General features: G+C 43.5%; 11 protein-coding genes. 4 read left to right on the forward strand and 7 right to left on the reverse strand.

Annotated features, from left to right (window positions below):
• Window positions 1-19 precede the first annotated feature (19 nt).
• The 7 genes from BLT94_RS01280 to BLT94_RS01315 all read right to left on the reverse strand — a co-directional run bounded on the left by BLT94_RS01280 (window position 20) and on the right by BLT94_RS01315 (window position 14,450).
• A complete protein-coding gene (locus BLT94_RS01280; RefSeq protein ID WP_092230082.1) occupies window positions 20-235 on the reverse strand; it encodes an MbtH family protein in 216 nt (71 codons plus the stop codon).
• A gap of 7 nt (window positions 236-242) precedes the next feature.
• Window positions 243-1,373, reverse strand: a complete 1,131-nt coding sequence (locus tag BLT94_RS01285; RefSeq protein ID WP_092229649.1) for a tetratricopeptide repeat protein — start codon at window positions 1,371-1,373, stop codon at window positions 243-245.
• A 36-nt stretch (window positions 1,374-1,409) separates the two neighbouring features.
• The gene (locus BLT94_RS01290; RefSeq protein ID WP_175530228.1) at window positions 1,410-2,477 is read right to left on the reverse strand and encodes a serine hydrolase domain-containing protein; all 1,068 of its coding nucleotides are present in this window, start codon (window positions 2,475-2,477) and stop codon (window positions 1,410-1,412) included.
• A 221-nt stretch (window positions 2,478-2,698) separates the two neighbouring features.
• Complete coding sequence (locus tag BLT94_RS01295; protein WP_175530229.1) at window positions 2,699-10,447, reverse strand: non-ribosomal peptide synthetase; 7,749 nt, start codon at window positions 10,445-10,447, stop codon at window positions 2,699-2,701.
• 19 nt (window positions 10,448-10,466) lie between these two features.
• Window positions 10,467-11,384, reverse strand: coding sequence for a 2-hydroxyacid dehydrogenase (locus BLT94_RS01300; RefSeq protein WP_092229655.1), 918 nt, complete (start codon window positions 11,382-11,384; stop codon window positions 10,467-10,469).
• 7 nt (window positions 11,385-11,391) lie between these two features.
• Complete coding sequence (locus tag BLT94_RS01305; protein WP_092229657.1) at window positions 11,392-12,708, reverse strand: aspartate aminotransferase family protein; 1,317 nt, start codon at window positions 12,706-12,708, stop codon at window positions 11,392-11,394.
• A 713-nt stretch (window positions 12,709-13,421) separates the two neighbouring features.
• A complete protein-coding gene (locus BLT94_RS01315; protein WP_175530230.1) occupies window positions 13,422-14,450 on the reverse strand; it encodes a LysM peptidoglycan-binding domain-containing protein in 1,029 nt (342 codons plus the stop codon).
• Window positions 14,451-14,574: 124 nt separating this feature from the next.
• On the opposite strand from BLT94_RS01315, the gene BLT94_RS01320 reads away from it, so the two are divergent.
• From BLT94_RS01320 to BLT94_RS01335, 4 genes are read left to right on the forward strand one after another with little or no spacing between them, the layout of a single operon-like run.
• Window positions 14,575-15,126: an HD domain-containing protein gene (locus tag BLT94_RS01320; protein WP_092230084.1), complete on the forward strand. Its 552-nt coding sequence runs from the start codon at window positions 14,575-14,577 to the stop codon at window positions 15,124-15,126.
• Between the two features lie 43 nt (window positions 15,127-15,169).
• On the forward strand, window positions 15,170-16,510 hold the full coding sequence (locus BLT94_RS01325; protein ID WP_092229661.1) for an HD domain-containing phosphohydrolase: 1,341 nt from the start codon (window positions 15,170-15,172) through the stop codon (window positions 16,508-16,510).
• 3 nt (window positions 16,511-16,513) lie between these two features.
• Window positions 16,514-17,281 (forward strand): motility protein A, encoded by a 768-nt coding sequence (locus tag BLT94_RS01330; RefSeq protein ID WP_092229663.1) that lies wholly within the window; start codon window positions 16,514-16,516, stop codon window positions 17,279-17,281.
• Between the two features lie 14 nt (window positions 17,282-17,295).
• Complete coding sequence (locus BLT94_RS01335) at window positions 17,296-18,114, forward strand: OmpA/MotB family protein (protein ID WP_092229665.1); 819 nt, start codon at window positions 17,296-17,298, stop codon at window positions 18,112-18,114.
• Window positions 18,115-18,129 lie beyond the last annotated feature (15 nt).

The raw sequence follows: 18,129 nt of genomic DNA on the forward strand, positions 1-18,129 counted from the left end.
ACCTGGGTGAAATACCAGGTCAACCCTCATGATTCTTTCGAATACTCAAGGGGCGCATATCTGTCCATACCTCTTCAATATATGTCAGACATTCCTTCTGGCTTCCGGATATGGGCAGCTCTTTCCACCCTAAAGGAACTTTTGATTCATACGGCCAGATTGAGTATTGCTCCTCATCATTGACAACAACCTTGTACCTTATTTGTTCACTGGATGCCGTATCTTCGTTATTCATAATATTTTTACTCATCAGCGGTTACAAGATCAGCTTCAATGGTCTGTTCTTCATAGGCTTCCGGATCATCACCAAAGTCCTGTTTTATTTTTTCCAATATGGTTTGATAGGCAGCCACTGTTTTTTCAGGTTCATCGTTCACTTCTTGTATTTTCAGCAGTTCCGGGTATTTTTCCAATAACTTTTCAGTATGCAGTAATGCGGCTTCATATTCAAGTACTGCCTGTTTGAATTTTCTTTGTTTGACAAAAATATCTGCCAATCTGAAGTGGATGAGCCCGAGCTTTTTCTCCCCCAAACTCAATTTTTGTAATATTTTTTTGGCATCCTCATACCTTTCAATGGCAGTATAGGCTTTAGCCAGCTGTATTTGGGCGATAACCATATCCGGATTTAATGAAATAGCTTTTTTCAACGCTGTAATGGCATGGTCGCTTTGGCCGTCCGCCATATAGGTTTGCCCGAGAAACAGATAACTCACAGGGTTGTCTGATTTAAAGGTCAGGCTTTTTTGCAGGCTTGCGATAGATTCGGCATAATCCTTTTTTCTCATTAACAATTTGCCCTGAATAATATACGCCTGCCAGGCATCCGGACTTCTATCCGTCAGATCTTTTAAGTTTTCAATAGCTTTATCTGTTTTTCCCTGCATTTGGAGGATTTGGGAAATCATTAACGCAGCTTGGGTAAACTGTGGGTTGTACCGCAATGCCTCTCTAAGAGTTTGTTCGGCTTCGTCATACTTTTTGAGTTGAGTTAAAATTCTCCCCATGGCAAGTCTTGCCATGTTTAATTTGGGATTAATTTTCAACGCTTCTTCATGTTGAGTTAGACCCAGTTGGGTCTCTCCTCGTTTAACGGATACGTTTCCCAGCATATGCATGGCCTGAGAAAGTTTATCGTTCAAATGGAGTGCACCATTTAAATAATTTTCAGCTTCCTCATAATCCCCTTTGAAAAAATGAATGGTACCCAGGCCCAGGTAGGCCGCCGCTACTTCAGGATCTCCTTTTAAAATGGATTCATAAATTTCCATTGCCTCATCAAGCCTCTTGGCTTTCACATGGTTCATGGCCACTTCCATGCGTGCTTGTATTCCTGATGATGTTGTGGGTGTCACGTTCTCTTTCTTTTCCATACGCTTTTTTCCTCCTGAATATAAAATTATATTTTTTTATTGTTTAAGCAATTGAGTTACCCGTCCCATCAATCGCTGGCTCAATGGGACAGTAGGAAATTTCCCCCGGTTTGACAGCACAACCAACCCAATTTTCGGCATGTCCCGCCAGATTACGATGGCTGAATATCCGGCCGTATATCCGGTTTTAAAATGGATTTTCCCGCCATCCCGCGCTGATCTGACCTTATGGGCATAAGCGGTACTTACACTGGGTTGGTTCGATCCGCCCAACTCTTTTTTCAATTCTTTTGCAGCATTTCCCAGCGGACTTTTGGACAGACCGGTCAATGCATTTAAAAGCAGATTCATGTCATTGACACAGCTGATCAGCTCACCGGCACCTGCCAGAACCCCCATATTTGAAAATGGAACTGGTTTGAGGCGGTGATATTCTGGAATATATTGATATCCCTGTGCCAGGTTGGCTTTATTTTGTTTGATAAAACTTGGAATATTAGTGGCAGTTTTTTTCATACTCAAGACATGGGTGATTTTTTCCTGATTGAGAGTGTTAAAATCATTAAATCCGTATCTGTTCTGCAGAACAATACTGAGCAGGCCGATACCCATATTAGAGTACAGGTATTTTTTTCCCGGTACATGCCTGGGACAGCACAGTTTTTTTGTAAGGCAGTTTTTAAGGTGTTTTCGGCTGTAATCCTTGGCCGGCATCAACATAGCTGTTTCCCGATTCCAAGATCTATCCGTCTGCTCCATAATATTGTCGGGAAAATTGGGCAGGCCTGAAAAATGGGAAACCAGTTGCTGCAATGTAATCCGGTCGTCAATGTGTATTTGTTCTTCCAGCCAGTCATTTGCCTTGTCCGATAATGAAAGTTCTTTATTTGCAACGGCATTTGCCAGTATCAGGCCGGTAAACAACTTTGAAACAGAACCAATGCCGAACAGGGTATTTCCATCAGGAGGCTTATGGGTAAAAATATCACGGTTTCCCAGAGCTACGACAACCTCTCCATGTCGGGTCACAAGGCCCACTGCAATGGCAGGACTTTTTTCAGCAGACCCCTGGCCGATATACGGCTTTATATTTTGTATTATCATACGACGGAATAATTCTTTGGACGGCTGGGGGGTAATGCTCCCTGGTCTTTGCAAATTAGTTCTATGATTTGAGTACTGTCTGGGAGGTTTCATATTATAATCTGAACCTGTACATGCAAAAAATATTATTGCTGAAATACCTAACCATATTGATTTTTTAAAAATACCTTTCCATAGTTTCATAGATTCGTTCCTTTAGACAAATGATTAAACATTGCATCTTAATTTAATCTTTTTTCCGATTCCATTTCACACACCTGAACCATTTCTGAAAAGACGTGTTTCAGGTTTTGGGCCAAGCTCTGTATACTTGTTTGTTTAAACCGTTTTCCACCATAGGCAAATCGGACAATAAGGCGGTCATCCATTACACCTGCCCCGATTTCAATGAGGTGGCGGCGAGGCCCTTGAGTGGATTCAGAAAGTTTTATTTTACCCATTTCAGCCAGATCTCCCCAGAATTGTTTATCGTCTTTGGAGTTCTTTTGAATACCGTAAAGATTTTTGCTGGATTGGCCGGTAAAATTAAAAGAAATTTCAGACTCGGCAACCGCATGTATTCTTTGGTCTTCACTCAAGTATCGAAGCACGGAATAACCTATGCCCCGGTTTGGAACAGCTTCAATCTTCTGAATGATCTTTTTGATCTGATCTTCTAATGCCGGACCGGAATCCAATGAAAAAGCCATTGGATAAAAGCTGGTAAACCAGCCGAGAGTACGCGACAAGTTCATTTCAACTCCGATATCCTCGCGACCCTGGCCTTCCACGGTTATTTGTATCTGCTTATTGGTGCTGTAACGGTGAAAGGCTATTGCCAGTGCGGCCAGCAAGATATTGCTGAAGGGGGTATTGAACCAGGGGGCAACTATATCTATCAGCTGCCGGGTATGTGCCGGCTCAATATCCATGAAAAAGGATTGAGTGGTCGAATGGCTGTGGTCTTTATCGGAAAAATCAATGGGCAAAGGCTGGGGCGGATGTTCGGCAAGATCCAGCCAGTAAGGCATTTCTTTTTTTAATTCTTCAGAAGTCCCATAATCCTTCAACGCCTTGGCCCACTGTTTGAAGGAACTGGTTTTCATGGGCAGTTTTACCGGTTGGGATTTGCTCAATTGCCGATAGACGACCATCAAGTCTTCGATTAGTGGTGTCCAGGATACAATATCCATGATAATATGATGCACCAGCACCAGCAGGCGCCCGGGCCGATGGGGGCCGGGATTGAACCAGCATACCCGAAACAGGGGTCCCTGCTCCATATCCAGAGTGCGCTGGAGCTTATGAAGGGTCTGATCAATGATTTCTCGGCATTCGTTGTCGGGAACGGAGGTGAGATCCACTTCGTTGAACGGAATCGGCTCAATGGTTTCTGAATTGAATTGAGTCCAACCGTTTCGGTCTGTTTTTTTAAACCGCATCCTTAAAGCATCGTGGTGGCTGGCCACTTCAGCCACAGCTTGCCGCATCTTGTCACAATCCAGTACAGGTGGTGTGGGGACCGCCATCCACTGGTTGAAATGATGAATATTGCTGGATTCCTGATTAAAAAACCATTGTTGGACAGGTGTCAGAGATACCGCCCCCTTAATCATACCCTGTTCCGCAGCCAGCACCGAACTTCCCGATTCCAGACTCAATGCCAGCTCTGCCACAGTTTGATGGGTGAACATATCTTTCAAACTTAGTTGATAGCCAGCTTCCGTAATACGAGCGACCACCCGGATGCTCATAATGGAATCCCCTCCCAGTTCAAAATAATTGGAAAAAATTCCAACCCGTTCGAGTCCTAGTACATCTGCCCATATCCTTGCGATAAGCTTTTCAAGATCATTTCTAGGCGCTACATATTCTTTGTCCAATTGTAATTGTTCCGAAGAGGGTTCAGGCAAGGCTTTTCTGTCAATTTTCCCGTTCACCGTCATGGGAAACGAATCACAAATTATAAGAAACGCCGGGACCATGTAATCGGGAAGACTGGCCTGTAAATACAGGCGAAGCTCTCTGCTGTCCGGTTTTTCCTTCTTCATGGGCGTCACATAAGCAGCCAGACGTTTAATGCCGTTGGTTTTGTGAACCACCACCACTGCTTGATTGACTTTCGGGTGCCGGTCCAGTACAGATTCTATTTCACTGAGTTCAATACGAAAGCCGCGGATTTTGACCTGATGATCCATACGGCCCAGAAAGTCAAGTTTTCCATCGGGAAGCCAGCGTACCAGGTCTCCGGTACGGTAAAGACGTTCGCCGGGCCGGTTTGAAAAAGGATCGGGAATAAAACTTGCTGCGGTTTGGTCCGGCCGGTTCAGGTATCCTCGGGTCACACCGACTCCTCCTATGTGCAATTCACCTGGGGTGCCCACCGGAACCGGCTGCATCCAGCGGTCCAGAACATAGGCCTTGACATTGGGCAGTGGTCTTCCCAAAGGGGGTTTGTCATTGGAATCCCAGTTCGCTGCCAGTGTAGCGCCAATGGTGGTCTCGGTGGGGCCATATCCGTTCATAAAGCGTCTGTTCCGGCACCAATGCGCAACAAGCTCCGGACTTATGGTGTCTCCGCCCACTGTAAGATTCTTCAGATCAACAAGATCATGGGAAGCTTTGGGCAGAGCCGCCAGTGCTGCGGCAGAAAAAGCCACCGAGGTGATTTTCTGGATTTTAAGCAATTCGATCAAGGCGGGTCCCGGCATTAAATCATCCTTGTGGGCCAGATGCAGGGTAGCGCCTGCCACGAATGTCCTGAAAATTTCTCCCAAGGCCGCATCAAAACTAAGAGAAAGGGTCTGTAATACCCGGCTTTCGACCGTGACCCGAAATTCGGGAATCTGTGACGATATCAGGTTGACAAGATTTCGGTGTTCGACCATAACCCCCTTAGGCATGCCGGTGGAACCCGAAGTATAAATGATATAAGCAAGGTTTTCCGGACGGACATTTAGGTCTGTTGGTAAAGGGTCATATGTATTTTTTATAAATTCAGAGTCATCGTCCAGCAGTACGATTCTACAAAGGTCGGATGGAAGTGTGTCCACAAGTTTTTTCTGGGTAATTATAAGCTTGGATTTTGTATCCTTGAGCATATAGGACAGGCGTTCCTTGGGCTGTGCCGGGTCCAGGGGTAAAAAGGCCGATCCCGATTTCATGATTCCCAAAAGACCGGCAAAAATATTAGAGTTCCGTTCAACACACCATCCCACAACTGTCTCCGGACCAGCCCCGAGTGTTATTAAATGGCGGGCCATTCGATTGGATTGCTGTTCCAGTTCAAGGTAGGTGACCGTATCATTGTTGAATCTTATAGCGGCTTTCTCCGGATATGCCAATGCATGATCGGCAATGATCTCGTGAGTACAGCGGGTTTGCACCGGCTTTTTCTTCTGATGACTGAAGGACAGAAGAATCTGGCGGCGCTCCTCAGGTAGAAGAAATACAGTCCTTGATAGCGCCTGGTCCGGATGGGTGACGCATTGTCGTATCAATAATTCCAGGCGAGCCCCCATGCGGTCTATGGTTGTCTTTTCAAATAGATCTGAGTTATAAACAAATTTGCATTCCAATCGGTCCAGGGATTCTTGGACATTCAAGACCAGATCAAAATTAGCGGTTTCTTGTTCCGGGGCTGTCCGACGCTCAAAGGTCTTACCGCTTTCTGCTTCACTGAGCCTCTGGTGAACAAACAGCACCTGGAATAGCGGATTAATGCTCAGATCTCTTTGAACCCCCAATTTATCCACCAGTATTTCAAAGGGCACATCCTGATTGTCGTAGGCTTCTATACAGGTGGTGCGAACGTTTTGGATCAGTTCCCGGAAACTGGGATTGCCGGAAATTCTGGTGCGAAGTACCAGGGTATTGATAAAATAGCCTATCAAAGCTTCCAATTGGTGTTGAGACCTTCCGGCTGAAGGCGTTCCGACACAGATGTCGTTTTGGCCGGTATACCTCATCAACAGCAGCTGGAATGTTGCCAGAAGTACCATGAACATGGTTGCTCCTTCTTCAAGGCCCAGCCTGCGCAGTTCGCGAACAAGTTCCGGGTCCAGGCAAATGCTGCTGTTACCGCCCCGGTAACGATTAACAGCAGGTCTTGGATGATCAGTAGGGATTTCCAATATGCTGGTATCATCCAGTTTGTGTTTCCAATACTGGATTTGTTTGTTGATCTGATCTCCCTTCAACCATTTCCGCTGCCATATGGCATAATCTGCATATTGAATGGTCAAGGAGTTCAAGGGGGAGGGTTTTCCGTTACTGAATGCGTTATAAAGGGCCTTGATTTCGTTTGTCAGTATGCTCATGGACCGGCCATCGGTGATGATATGATGGAGGGTCATGGCCAGGGAGAAATATTTGTCATTGATTTTTATCAGCTGGTAGCGGAAGAGCGGGCCGTTTTCAAGATCCCATGGCAACCGGGCCTGTTCCCTTATCTTTTTATCGATAGCCATCTCCCTTGTTGCTGCAGGCAGATCAGTCAGGTCTGTGATGGGGACCGATATATTTTCAGGTTCCCTGATAACCTGGAAAGGGTCACCATCAAGGCTCAAAAAGGTTGTCCTGAGAATTTCATGGCGCCGGATCAGTTCGGTCAGCGTTTTGTTCAGGGCATCCATATCCACTATGGTTCTAAGTTGTATAATATTGGGCACAGTATAGGAAACGCTTCCCGGATTCAACTGATCCAATAGCCACATCTGCTGCTGTGCATGGGACAGAGGCGCTTTTTTGCCGTGGTCGGCTTTTGAAATGGCAGGCATATCCATTTTGAGGGCTGCGGTACCGTGTTTCAGGGCTTGATCAATCCAGGCTGCCATGTCTGCTATGGTCCGGGTTTCCATCAATACGCTTAAAGGAATCGTTATCTTAAGAATTTTACCCAGCTGGGTAATGATACGGACAGCCATCAAAGATTCGCCACCCAGTTGAAAAAAATCGGATTCAGCACCCACTGTGTCAAGGCCCAGGTAATTGGCCCATACCGATGCCACGGTTTTTTCGGTGGGGGTTTCCGGAGCCCTTGAGCTTGCTTCCTTTTCGATGAGCTGCTTCATTTCCCGGGCTTTAGGTTTGGGAAGTTTCCGACGGTCGGTTTTGCCGTTGGGGGTCAATGGGATGGCCGCAAGGGGCAGGTAAAAGGCCGGGGTCATATGCTCGGGCAGCTTCAGGCGGACATGTTTGCGAAGCTCGGCAGCGCTTGGAACGGTCTGTGTCTTTGTAACAATATATGCCACCAGGCGTTCATCATCTGAAACCACCACTGCCGCCTGTTTGATGTCTGCATGTCCCCGGATCACACTTTCGATATCTCCCAGCTCAATACGAAATCCTCTCAGCTGGATCTGATGATCTCTTCGGCATATATATTCGAAATTTCCGTCCGGTAGCCAGCGGCCAAGATCCCCGGTTTTGTAAAGCCTTTGACCGGGTGTGCTGCTGAAAGGATTGGGAACGAACTGCCGGGCGGTCAGGTACGGGCGTTTCCAATAGCCATGGGCCATATGCACACCTGAAAAATGCAACTCTCCTATGACACCCACTGGCACGGGTTGCATTTTGTCATTCAATATATAGCCTTTCATGTTCCCCATTGTTTTACCGATGGGCATGGGATCATAGGGCAGGTTGTCCCGGGTATCACACCGGGTTACATCCCATACCTCAGTGGCACCGTAAAGATTTGTCAGGACGGCATTAGGCAGGGTTTTGACGAATCGTTCCGATAGATCCCCGGGCAATGCCTCTCCGCTGCAAATCCAGTGTTTCATCCGGGGCAGTTTTTTTTCAAGTTCAGGCTCGGTATCCATCATGGAACGTAATAGCGACGGTACCAAAACCATCCGGGTGGACCCGGAAAGCGCCAGAGTCTCAATCAGGCTGGCCGGATCCTTGATCTGGGATTCGGGAATCAGAGTAAGGGGCAGACCGTTGGCCCAGGCAGACCACAATTCCCATACCGAATCCACAAAACATATGGATGTCTTTGCACAAAGGGCCTCATCAGGTTCAAAGGGATCAAATTCAATGAACATGCGGTTAACCGGCTGCTTGTGAGGAATGACTATGCCTTTAGGCACTCCTGTTGATCCTGAACTGTACAGCACATAGGCAATGTCGTCGGGACTCAGTTCAAGATCAAGGTTTGTAAAGTCCTGATCAGACCAGAGATGGGCTTCCTTATCAATACAGAGATGATGGGGTGAGATCCCGCCAAGTTCCGACAAATATTTTTCCTGGATTATCAGCAGCTTGGCTTCGGAATTTTTAAGCATCATTTCGAGGCGGTCAAAGGGATAATTGGGGTCGAGCGGGATATAGCCTGCCCCGGATTTTAAGATCGCCATGAGTACGATCACCATATCAAAGGATCGATCCAGACAGAATCCCACCAGCTCCCCCCTGCCGATCCCCCGGGCAACAAGATGGCGGGCCAGTTGGTTGGCCTTTTGGTTGAACACCTTATAGCTCATGGTTTTATCCAGGTAATGAACAGCCGGGGCATCAGGTGAGGATTCGGCATGGGCTTCGAACAATTGATGCAGGGTTTTGGCTTCGGGATAGGGTCTCCGGGTTTTGTTCCATGTCACCAAGGTGCGCTGGGATTCGGCTTCCGAAATCATGGACAGTTCTTCCACGGTTCTTTGCACATCTTTGCACATGTCTGACAGCAGGGCAATGATCTGCTCGCCTACCTGGGCGATGCAGGGCCTGATAAACCTGCGGTTGTTATAAATAAGGATCAGCAACAGCCTGCCTGCAGCGGGTTTTGTAAACAAGAGCATGGGAACGCTTTGGGTTATGGGCGCCAGAACCGTTTCATCGGATTCTTCTTTAACCTGATGGGTGTTATTGGTATCAATAACAGATTCAAAAAGCGGAATTCCCCGGGGCAGTTCGCTCCATTGCTGTATTTTTGCCAAAGGACTGAACTCATGTTCATGAAGTAAGGTCTGTTGGATGTGAACATATTTGAGCCAATCTTTAAAAGAGGCTTTTGCATCGACTTTTATATGCAGGGGCAAGGTGTTGAGAAACATGCCGATCATTGTCTCTATGCCTTCTAGAACAGAAGATCGACCTGAGACTAGGGATCCGAATACTATGTGTTTATGGCCGCTGTATCGGCTCAAAATAATACACCAGGCAGCCTGGATCAGGGTATTCAGCGTTACTTTGCATTTTCGTGCAGTGGCTTTCAAATTCGTGAACAATGGATCCTTGACTTCAAGATGCAGTTCTTCGGATTTCAGTGGGTATCCTTCCTGGCGGTGGGAGCCAAGATCATAGGGCAGGGGGGTGGTCCGTTTGAATCCCTTGAGATATGTTTCCCAAAATTTTTTTTCATTTTTCAACTCCTGTTTTCTCAACCATTGGATATACAATCGGAAGGGCTTGGGATGGGGCATTGCAACTTCAATGTTTTTTAGAAGGCCCTGATAAAATGTCCGGACTTCATCCAGCAATATAGGATTTGACCAGCCATCTAACAACAGGTGGTGATGACTGAAAATAAGATAATAGGAATCTTCCGACCTTTTTAACAGGTGCAGCCGGAACAATGGCGGCCGGGTCAGCTCAAAGCCTTTGGCACGATCTTCCCCTAATATAGCTCGCAGCTTTATTTTCTGCTCCCATTCTGAAAATTTTCTTAAGTCATAGTGTTCAAATCTGACTTCAACCTTAGGATGTACGACCTGAAGCGGTTTATTCAAATTTTCCCAGACGAATGAGGTTCTTAGCACCTCATGGCGGTCCACTACTTTTTGCCAGGCATGTTCCATGGCTTCTGCGTCAATGTGCCGGAAAGAGTGAACCCCTTGGGACACATACATGCCAACACCCTGTTCTGCCAGGGAATGGATCAGCATGCCCTCTTGGAGAGGGGATAACTCATATGGTTTTCCGTTGAGACCGTTTGTTTTGTCGGCAAAGGCCTCGACAGTTTCCGTATCAGTTTTTGTTTCTATATCCATTGTTTTTTTATCACTTGATTTAAATGGTTGTTTGGCCAAACCAGATATCATAAGTTTTTTTTAAGGAAGAATCAGTTGCCCATGCAATGTGAGGGGATAGAATAGTTTTATTGCTTTTGACCAATTCGTGGTTTTTGTCAATGGGTTCCTGAGAAAAAACATCCGTGCAGTATTGATACAGGTTGCCTTTCTCCAGCCCTTCGGCTATGGCCTTTTCATCTACAATATTCCCCCGGGAGATATTTACGATTATGGTATTTTTTTTAAGCTTTTGTATATGAACCCTGTCCACCATCTGATATGTGTCTTTTTTTATGGGCACGGCCAGGATGATAAAATCGCTCTGTGATATCAGTGTTGGAAAGTCAACAATAGTAATGCCTGCAGGCTGTGGTCCCATGTGCCGGCTCTTTTTTGTCACCAAAATTTTCATTCCCCAGGGTTTGCATAAAGAGGCAATGCGTTTGCCAATATTCCCATATCCGACAATTCCGAGGGTTTTGCCATTCATTGAAAAATTGGTATGGGCAGCCTGGTTCCATTCTCCGTTTCTGATATCTCGATCAAAACGGAAACTTCCCTTACAGGCACATAATAACTGGGTTATGGCAAATTCAGCCACCTCATTACAATACAGGTCATCGGGCAGTTTTTTAACGAGAATGCCTAAGCGCTTGGCTTCCTGCATATCAATCAATGATTCAATCGATTGATATGAAAAATTAATGAGCCTGACATGATCCTTTAAACGGTTCAGCAAACATTTGTTGAAAGAGGAATGAAATACATCCACCATCAACACATTGATCCGATGCTGTTTTACTGTGGCAACCAATTGATCGTCCGTGAAAGGGCTGTCTAAAAAACGACCTCTGATATATGACGGATAATACAGCTCCAGGTTTTTTTTGCAAACGCCGATGTACAATACATTCATAATGACATCAACTTACTTTTTTGTGGAATAAATTCAAGCAGTTTTTCAGGCGTCGTGCAATGAGGTCGGTTTCCTCCCGGGTTATGACAATGGAAGGTATGATTTTTACGCTGTTGAAGTTTACCCCGCAGGCATAGATGATCACCCGGGATTGAAGACAGATGGATACAAATTGTTTTGCCAGTGTGTCTGAAGGTTGTTTTGAGTCTGGATCCACAATGTCAAAGGCTATGGCCAGGCCTTTTCCCCTTAGATTTGCGACATAGGGGCTTTTGCTGAAAAAGTCGATTTTCTTCATGAAATATTGTCCCTTTTCAGGAATACTATCAAAAAGCTTTTCCCTTTCCACCAGATGCATCAATTGATTTGAAATAGCAAGCCCCATGGAACTGTTGTTAAAAGTGGTTTGAAAGGCGGTTCCCCTGTTTGATACTTTGGCATAAAGATCAGCTTTGGCAATGACGGCACTGACTGGAAAATATCCGCCAGCAATAGATTTGGACAGGAGGACGATATCCGGGGTTTCCACCCCGTATTCCTGAAAAACGAAAAAGGATCCTGCCCGGCCGAATCCTACCTGAATTTCGTCGATGATAAACTTTAAACTGTGTTTTTTGCAAAGATTGCTTAGTTCGGCAAGAAATGTATCCTTGGGGATGATGAAGCCGTTAGCCCCCTGTATAGGTTCGACAATGATACCGGCAACATCGTATTCCGCTATCAGACTTTCAATCATGGACATACAGGCTTCCACGCTAATATCATTGTGCAGGCTTGGAAATGGAACACTGAGGTTATACTCGGCAATGGGAATACCATATTGTTCTTTTTTCACCAAACGATTGTCTGTCACACAAACCGCTTCATTGCTGACGCCGTGAAAGGAACCGTCAAATGAAATTATATGCTTTTTCCCTGTTGCATATCGACATAATCGAATCGCATCTGCAACGGCAGCAGACCCTCCTACATTAAAATAAACATTGTAATGTTCATCTCGACTGATTTTATTCGAGAGGTATTCGCTTAGATCCAGCTTGTCTTTTGAATGAAAGGCGTGAATCTGGTCAACCCTTTGAGTTACCTGGTTGACAATTTCTACAATGGGCGGATAACAGTGCCCGAAATTCACTGAACTATAGTTTAGAACCAGATCCAGGTAGGGCTCCTCCTCACCGTCGAACCATACCCACATGCCCTTTGATTTTATTGGCATCAAGAACTGATCATACATTTTTGATTCATCACATGGACATGCATGTAATTTTTTTTTTGACTTATAGGATAATTTAGTTTCAGAATCCATTAGTTCAGATAAAGACATTGTATCCCTCCTAGAAACAAAGTTGATAAAGAGAACGGTTTATATCAGACTCAGCACTTAATAACAATCCTAAACGAATCCTTTTGATACTCATAATCAAGCTGTTTAATGTTTTTATTTAAAAAATAATTAATTCATAGGTAATGTAAAAAAAGGGGGGGTAATAATTTATAAAAAACAATATAACCAGTTGTAATCATAATCTTTTTGTTTTTTTTGTGGCAGATCAATCTGCCATAGCTTTTAGTTACAACAAATATTTATAATATAAAAAAATTAAATCTTATTAAAATAAATATTGATGGTCAAGTAAATTTTTTGGAAGGCAACAATATGGGTGTGTCCCACCTTTTACATGAAATAAAATTGAAGGGATTTAAAAAAAAACAGATACAATATCCGGTCGTTGCTATTGGAATCGTTCGTGCAGAAAGATTGATTTAAAGGGACTTGCTATAAAGCCGCAAACTGGCAGAATGTCGGTGAAACTAAAGGTCGTGGAAAGCTTGATGGTAAGCCTGGCAAGATTGTTGTTCCTATCAAAGATATTTGGTATTACCTCTTGATAAAAACTTCAGGTTATTGCTTAAATCAACTCATGGATGACTAACCCGAATATTTACATAAAAAATTTATGACTCACGAGTTTTCAGAAAGGAGTTGATTATTTTATTCATACAATTCCTTAACCGGATAGTGCTGATCATAAGCGGTTAATTTACCATATCATCCTGGTGAATGGCATAGGTTGAAGATAAAATCATCACTGTTGAAGCGATATCTTCGGTATGAAGCACAATCAGTTTTCCGGATTCCAGGTTTTCAAGCTGAATGGCATCGTTCTTTTTTTTCAGCGGCCAGAGGGTATTATCCGTCAGCTTGTTTTTTCTGAAAATCGAGTAAATCTGTCCGGGTTTAACTTTGGTGCCCGCATCAATAAAAGCAATCCGATAGTCATTGATCATTATGTTATCATCTTCGGAACAGATAATTCTTGCATCAATGGGCCCAGGCTCTTCTTCAACCGTTAATATTGAATCGCGCTTATAATATTCCATGATCAAATCATTTTTATAGACAGGCCGATATGCATTGGTTATTAATGCGGTTGCATACATTTGTTTGTGTTCAAGTATTTTTACCTGTGCCTTGATCAGGTGTTTTACTGCCTTAAAGGTTTTGTCGTTGATTTTTTCTTTAACATCACTGGTCGTGAAAATCTGGTAGATCCTGCCGGGAACCAGTGGGCCTTTTCCTGATGGTTTGATGTAAATAATATTATTGGTCGACATCATCAGCTTATCGTCCTTTTCTTTGATAATGCTGCCAAGGGACGGCTGTGCTTTTTTTCTGAGAAATCCTATATGATCCATTCCGGAAATAGAAAAAGAGGTTTCAATCTTGATGGGTGGCTTTTTTTCTTTTGTTTCCCGGACCGTTACAATTTTTGGTTTAAGTAGGGGTGTTTCTTTTAAAAAGACCCGTATTTTTTTTCCGGGGTAAATCTGGTGGGGATTTTTTATGTCATCATTCATCTCCCAAAGCCCTGGCCAGTCCCATTGGGAACTATAAAATTTTTCAGACAAATCCCACAAGGTATCTCCTTTTTGTATGGTATAATAAAACCCTGAGTCCTCGCCGATGATAAATTCTTTATAATCTCCAGCAAATCCTGTTGAACATAAAGCAACTGCCCAAATGGTTAAAGCAAAAGCTGCTATCATTGTTCCCTGGTTTCGCATATTTTCCTCCTGCATGGTGCTGGTTTATCTCAAAAACTTGACTTTATTTAACCTCCTGTTCTATAAAAAGTCAAGAATTGTTGCAAAGGATATGTAATCAAGGTCATAGAATTTTGGAATGAAAATGAAACAGATTGCCAACTTATTGTTTGAAGCGCGAATGTTAAAGGATCTTATTCGATCCGGATATGCTTTTCTAGGGTCAGGAAAGGAAAGTATTGCCGAACATAGTTTTATAACAGCCTTTATATGTTTTGCCATGGCCAAAATGGATGCGGATATTAATAGTGAGAAATTAGTGACCATGGCATTGATTCATGATATTGCCGAGGCGCGAACCGGTGATTTTAACTATGTAGAAAAAAAATATTCAACGGTTGATGAGGCCAAAGCCGTTTCTCATTTGATAAAGCACATTTCTTTTGGTAATGATATAAAAAATCTTATTGATGAGTTTAATTCAGGAGAAACAAAAGAAGCAAAATTAGCCAAGGATGCGGATCAGATATCTTTGATTCTTGAATTGAAGAAGTTAGACGATACGGGAGCAAAAGGCCTGGAAAAATGGTTTTCGGATGTTCTTCAAAGACTTGAAACGGACATGGGCAAGCAAATGGCCCAAAGCATCATGGAAACCCGTTGGAATGAATGGTTGCTGAATGATGGTTCCGAATAAACAAGTCCGAATAAACCAGATTTAATGGAACGTTAAGGATGCTATGGAGAAAGAGTTTGTTTCTTTGCTTTATATTTATGATTCAAAGATCAGGGATGATCTGTCGAAGTTCTCAAAGCAGAACGGATTTATTTTAAACACATGTGATGATTTTTTTAACGCCTCCGATCAGGTTGAATTAACAGCCCCGGATCTTATCCTTATAGAATCGGGTGCCAATACATTCAAGGGCCTTGAAAAAGGCGTCAATGAACTTATTAAAACAGCATCCAACTTCAAACCCGCTGTTTTTCTTGTTTTATCTGAATTCCCGGAACCTGAGAACAGGTTAGCGTTTCTGGGTATGGGGATTGATGAATTTTTAATCAAACCGTTTTTCATCCGGGAACTTAAAGAAAAATACAATATTTATCATCAGCTTAAGCATTTCAGACAAAAGATCCTTGCCAGGGACAGGAAAATAGAAAAAACTTTTGAATATCTGGATAAATTTAAAAATGAGATTAAAAAAACAAAGACAGAGCTTTTTGAAGAGCGAACGACACTAAATAATGCGTTAAAACAAATCAACCATATGACAGTTGAGCGCAATCGGTTAAAAAAAGAAAAAAGAGAACTAAAAAACAATCTTGCAGATAATATGGAAGGCTTTGGAGAAATTCTTTCCAGGTTGATTAAAGCCGGAATTGAAAAAAACAGGGGCCATGGCGAACGCGTTGCCCATATTGTTCATTTTATAGGCAAACAACTTAAATTGGATGAAAAAAAGTTGGAGGATCTTAAAAAAGCTGCTATGTTGCACGAAGTTGGCCTTCTTTTTATTCCTCAGGTCATATTAAACAAAGCAAAAGACCAGCTGACGGATTATGAAAAAGATTTATTTGTGCAGTATCCGGTCAAAGGTGCCGACCTTCTTTCAATCTGTACCGAATTTGGTAATTGTGCGCATATTATTCGGTATTTGAATGAAAATGCCGATGGAACCGGCAGTCCGCAAAGATTAAAAAGAAGATATATCCCTTTATTATCAAGGATATTGTCGGGTGCGGATGTGTTTGATACCCTTAAAAACGAAAAAGATGTGACATCCCTTGAACGCTTTCTGGAAAAATTAGAGGGATTTTCCGGTACAAGACTTGATCCGAATATTGTTGTGTGGCTTGAGACATATGCAGTGCTTCATATGGGATCTGATTCATATAGGGTAAAAGGTGTCGGCGTTCATCAGCTTGAACCCGGGATGAGCCTTGGGACCGCTTTGTTTACAAATACGGGAACCAAACTTTTTTCTGTGAATACTTTGCTTACAAAAGATGCTATTGATAAAATTAAAAAATATAACAGGGAATATCCTGTTAATGAAACTGTATATATAAGGGCTTAGCAAATGGATCTATCTTCGATTATCGGTGTTGTTTCCGGCATGGGATTTGTCCTTGGAACCATACTGCTTGGTGGCGGGATCATGACGTTCGTCAATATCCCTTCAATTTTGATTGTTATGGGCGGCACCATGGCAGCCTCAATGGTAGCCTATCCTCTTAAGGATTTCCTCAGTGTTTTTAAGACAGCCATGAAAATTTTTATCTTTAAACTTCAGCCGACACATGAAATTATTACCAACCTGGTTGAAATTTCCAACAAAGCAAGAAAAGGGGGGCTTCTTTCCATTGAAGGGGAGATACAGAATACCGATAACCCATATCTTGCACAGGCCTTGCAGATGACGGTTGACGGCGTGAAAACCACTGATATTGCAGCGATTATGCAAAAAAAAATGGCATTGACAAAAAAAAAACTGGATGTTGGTGCCGATATTTTTGCCAGCATGGGATCGTATGCACCTGCTTTTGGAATGATCGGAACATTGATCGGACTGGTACAGATGCTTGCCAATCTTGATGATCCCTCGTCCATTGGCCCGAAAATGGCGGTTGCAATGATTACTACGTTTTACGGATCAGTTCTGGCCAACCTGTTTTTCATTCCCATGGGAGATAAACTGACCGGGCGCAATGAGGAAGAAATGATCAATATGACCATTATTTTCGAAGGGATTATTTCCATACGAGAAGGTGAACACCCGAAACTTATGGAGGATAAGTTAAATATTTATCTGGGTGGCGCAAAAGAAAGCAAAGAACAACTTAACTAAAAAGAGAATAACATATGGCTGATGATATGGCTTCAGAGGAAGCAGAGGAAGAGTTAACTCTTTCGGCTCCGCCGTCGGAGGAAAAAAAGCAACAAGCAGGTGCACCTCCTTGGATGGCAACCTTTGCTGATCTGGTGACTCTTTTGATGTGCTTTTTTGTTCTTCTTTTTGCCATGAGTACCACCCAGCAGGAAACCTATAAAGAGCTTGTAAAATCATTGAGAAGCGCATTGGGAGCTGAAGCAGTACCTGAAGCAGGTATAAGAGAAGGCCTTAACATGCACGCGGTTCCATCTGAAGAACCGTCTGAAAACCAGATGATTGATGAGCTTGGCGGGATGATCGAAAAAGAGATGGAGGACATCGTCAGTGAAGTAAGGGAACTTGTTTTGTTCAACAAGCTGGGAGGTGAGGTCAGTGTAATAAAAACCGAAGATGGTGTTGTGATTACCTTGTCTGATCTTTTATTGTTTTCCGAAGGGGGAACAAACCTGTCTGACAAAGGAAATGATATTTTAAAAAAAGTTGCTGCAGTGCTTTCCAAACTGGCATACCATGTTAAAATAAAAGGGCATACAGACAGTTTTCCCATTTCATCCGCCATTTTCCCCTCAAACTGGGAGCTTTCAAGTGCCAGGGCATCAACGGTTGTTCGCCTGCTGGTTGAAAACGGGGTTCCCCCTCAATATATTTCAGCAGAAGGTTATGCCCACTATCACCCAATAGCCACAAATGATACGGCAAAGGGGAGGGCTTTGAACCGACGGGTTGAAATTGTTTATGAACGAGACAGTATTGCAAGACAATTTGCCGATATGGGTGTGGGAAAATAGGATAGTATTGAGATG

Origin of the sequence: Desulfobacula phenolica, from assembly GCF_900105645.1 — a bacterium.
GTDB lineage: Bacteria > Desulfobacterota > Desulfobacteria > Desulfobacterales > Desulfobacteraceae > Desulfobacula > Desulfobacula toluolica.

What these genes read in the sequence shown, in the direction of transcription:
- BLT94_RS01280 (WP_092230082.1), bottom strand. Translation starts at nt 235, where the DNA reads ATGAATAACGAAGATACGGCATCCAGTGAACAAATAAGGTACAAGGTT.
- BLT94_RS01285 (WP_092229649.1), bottom strand. Translation starts at nt 1,373, where the DNA reads ATGGAAAAGAAAGAGAACGTGACACCCACAACATCATCAGGAATACAA.
- BLT94_RS01290 (WP_175530228.1), bottom strand. Translation starts at nt 2,477, where the DNA reads ATGATAATACAAAATATAAAGCCGTATATCGGCCAGGGGTCTGCTGAA.
- BLT94_RS01295 (WP_175530229.1), bottom strand. Translation starts at nt 10,447, where the DNA reads ATGGATATAGAAACAAAAACTGATACGGAAACTGTCGAGGCCTTTGCC.
- BLT94_RS01300 (WP_092229655.1), bottom strand. Translation starts at nt 11,384, where the DNA reads ATGAATGTATTGTACATCGGCGTTTGCAAAAAAAACCTGGAGCTGTAT.
- BLT94_RS01305 (WP_092229657.1), bottom strand. Translation starts at nt 12,708, where the DNA reads ATGTCTTTATCTGAACTAATGGATTCTGAAACTAAATTATCCTATAAG.
- BLT94_RS01315 (WP_175530230.1), bottom strand. Translation starts at nt 14,450, where the DNA reads ATGCGAAACCAGGGAACAATGATAGCAGCTTTTGCTTTAACCATTTGG.
- BLT94_RS01320 (WP_092230084.1), top strand. Translation starts at nt 14,575, where the DNA reads ATGAAACAGATTGCCAACTTATTGTTTGAAGCGCGAATGTTAAAGGAT.
- BLT94_RS01325 (WP_092229661.1), top strand. Translation starts at nt 15,170, where the DNA reads ATGGAGAAAGAGTTTGTTTCTTTGCTTTATATTTATGATTCAAAGATC.
- BLT94_RS01330 (WP_092229663.1), top strand. Translation starts at nt 16,514, where the DNA reads ATGGATCTATCTTCGATTATCGGTGTTGTTTCCGGCATGGGATTTGTC.
- BLT94_RS01335 (WP_092229665.1), top strand. Translation starts at nt 17,296, where the DNA reads ATGGCTGATGATATGGCTTCAGAGGAAGCAGAGGAAGAGTTAACTCTT.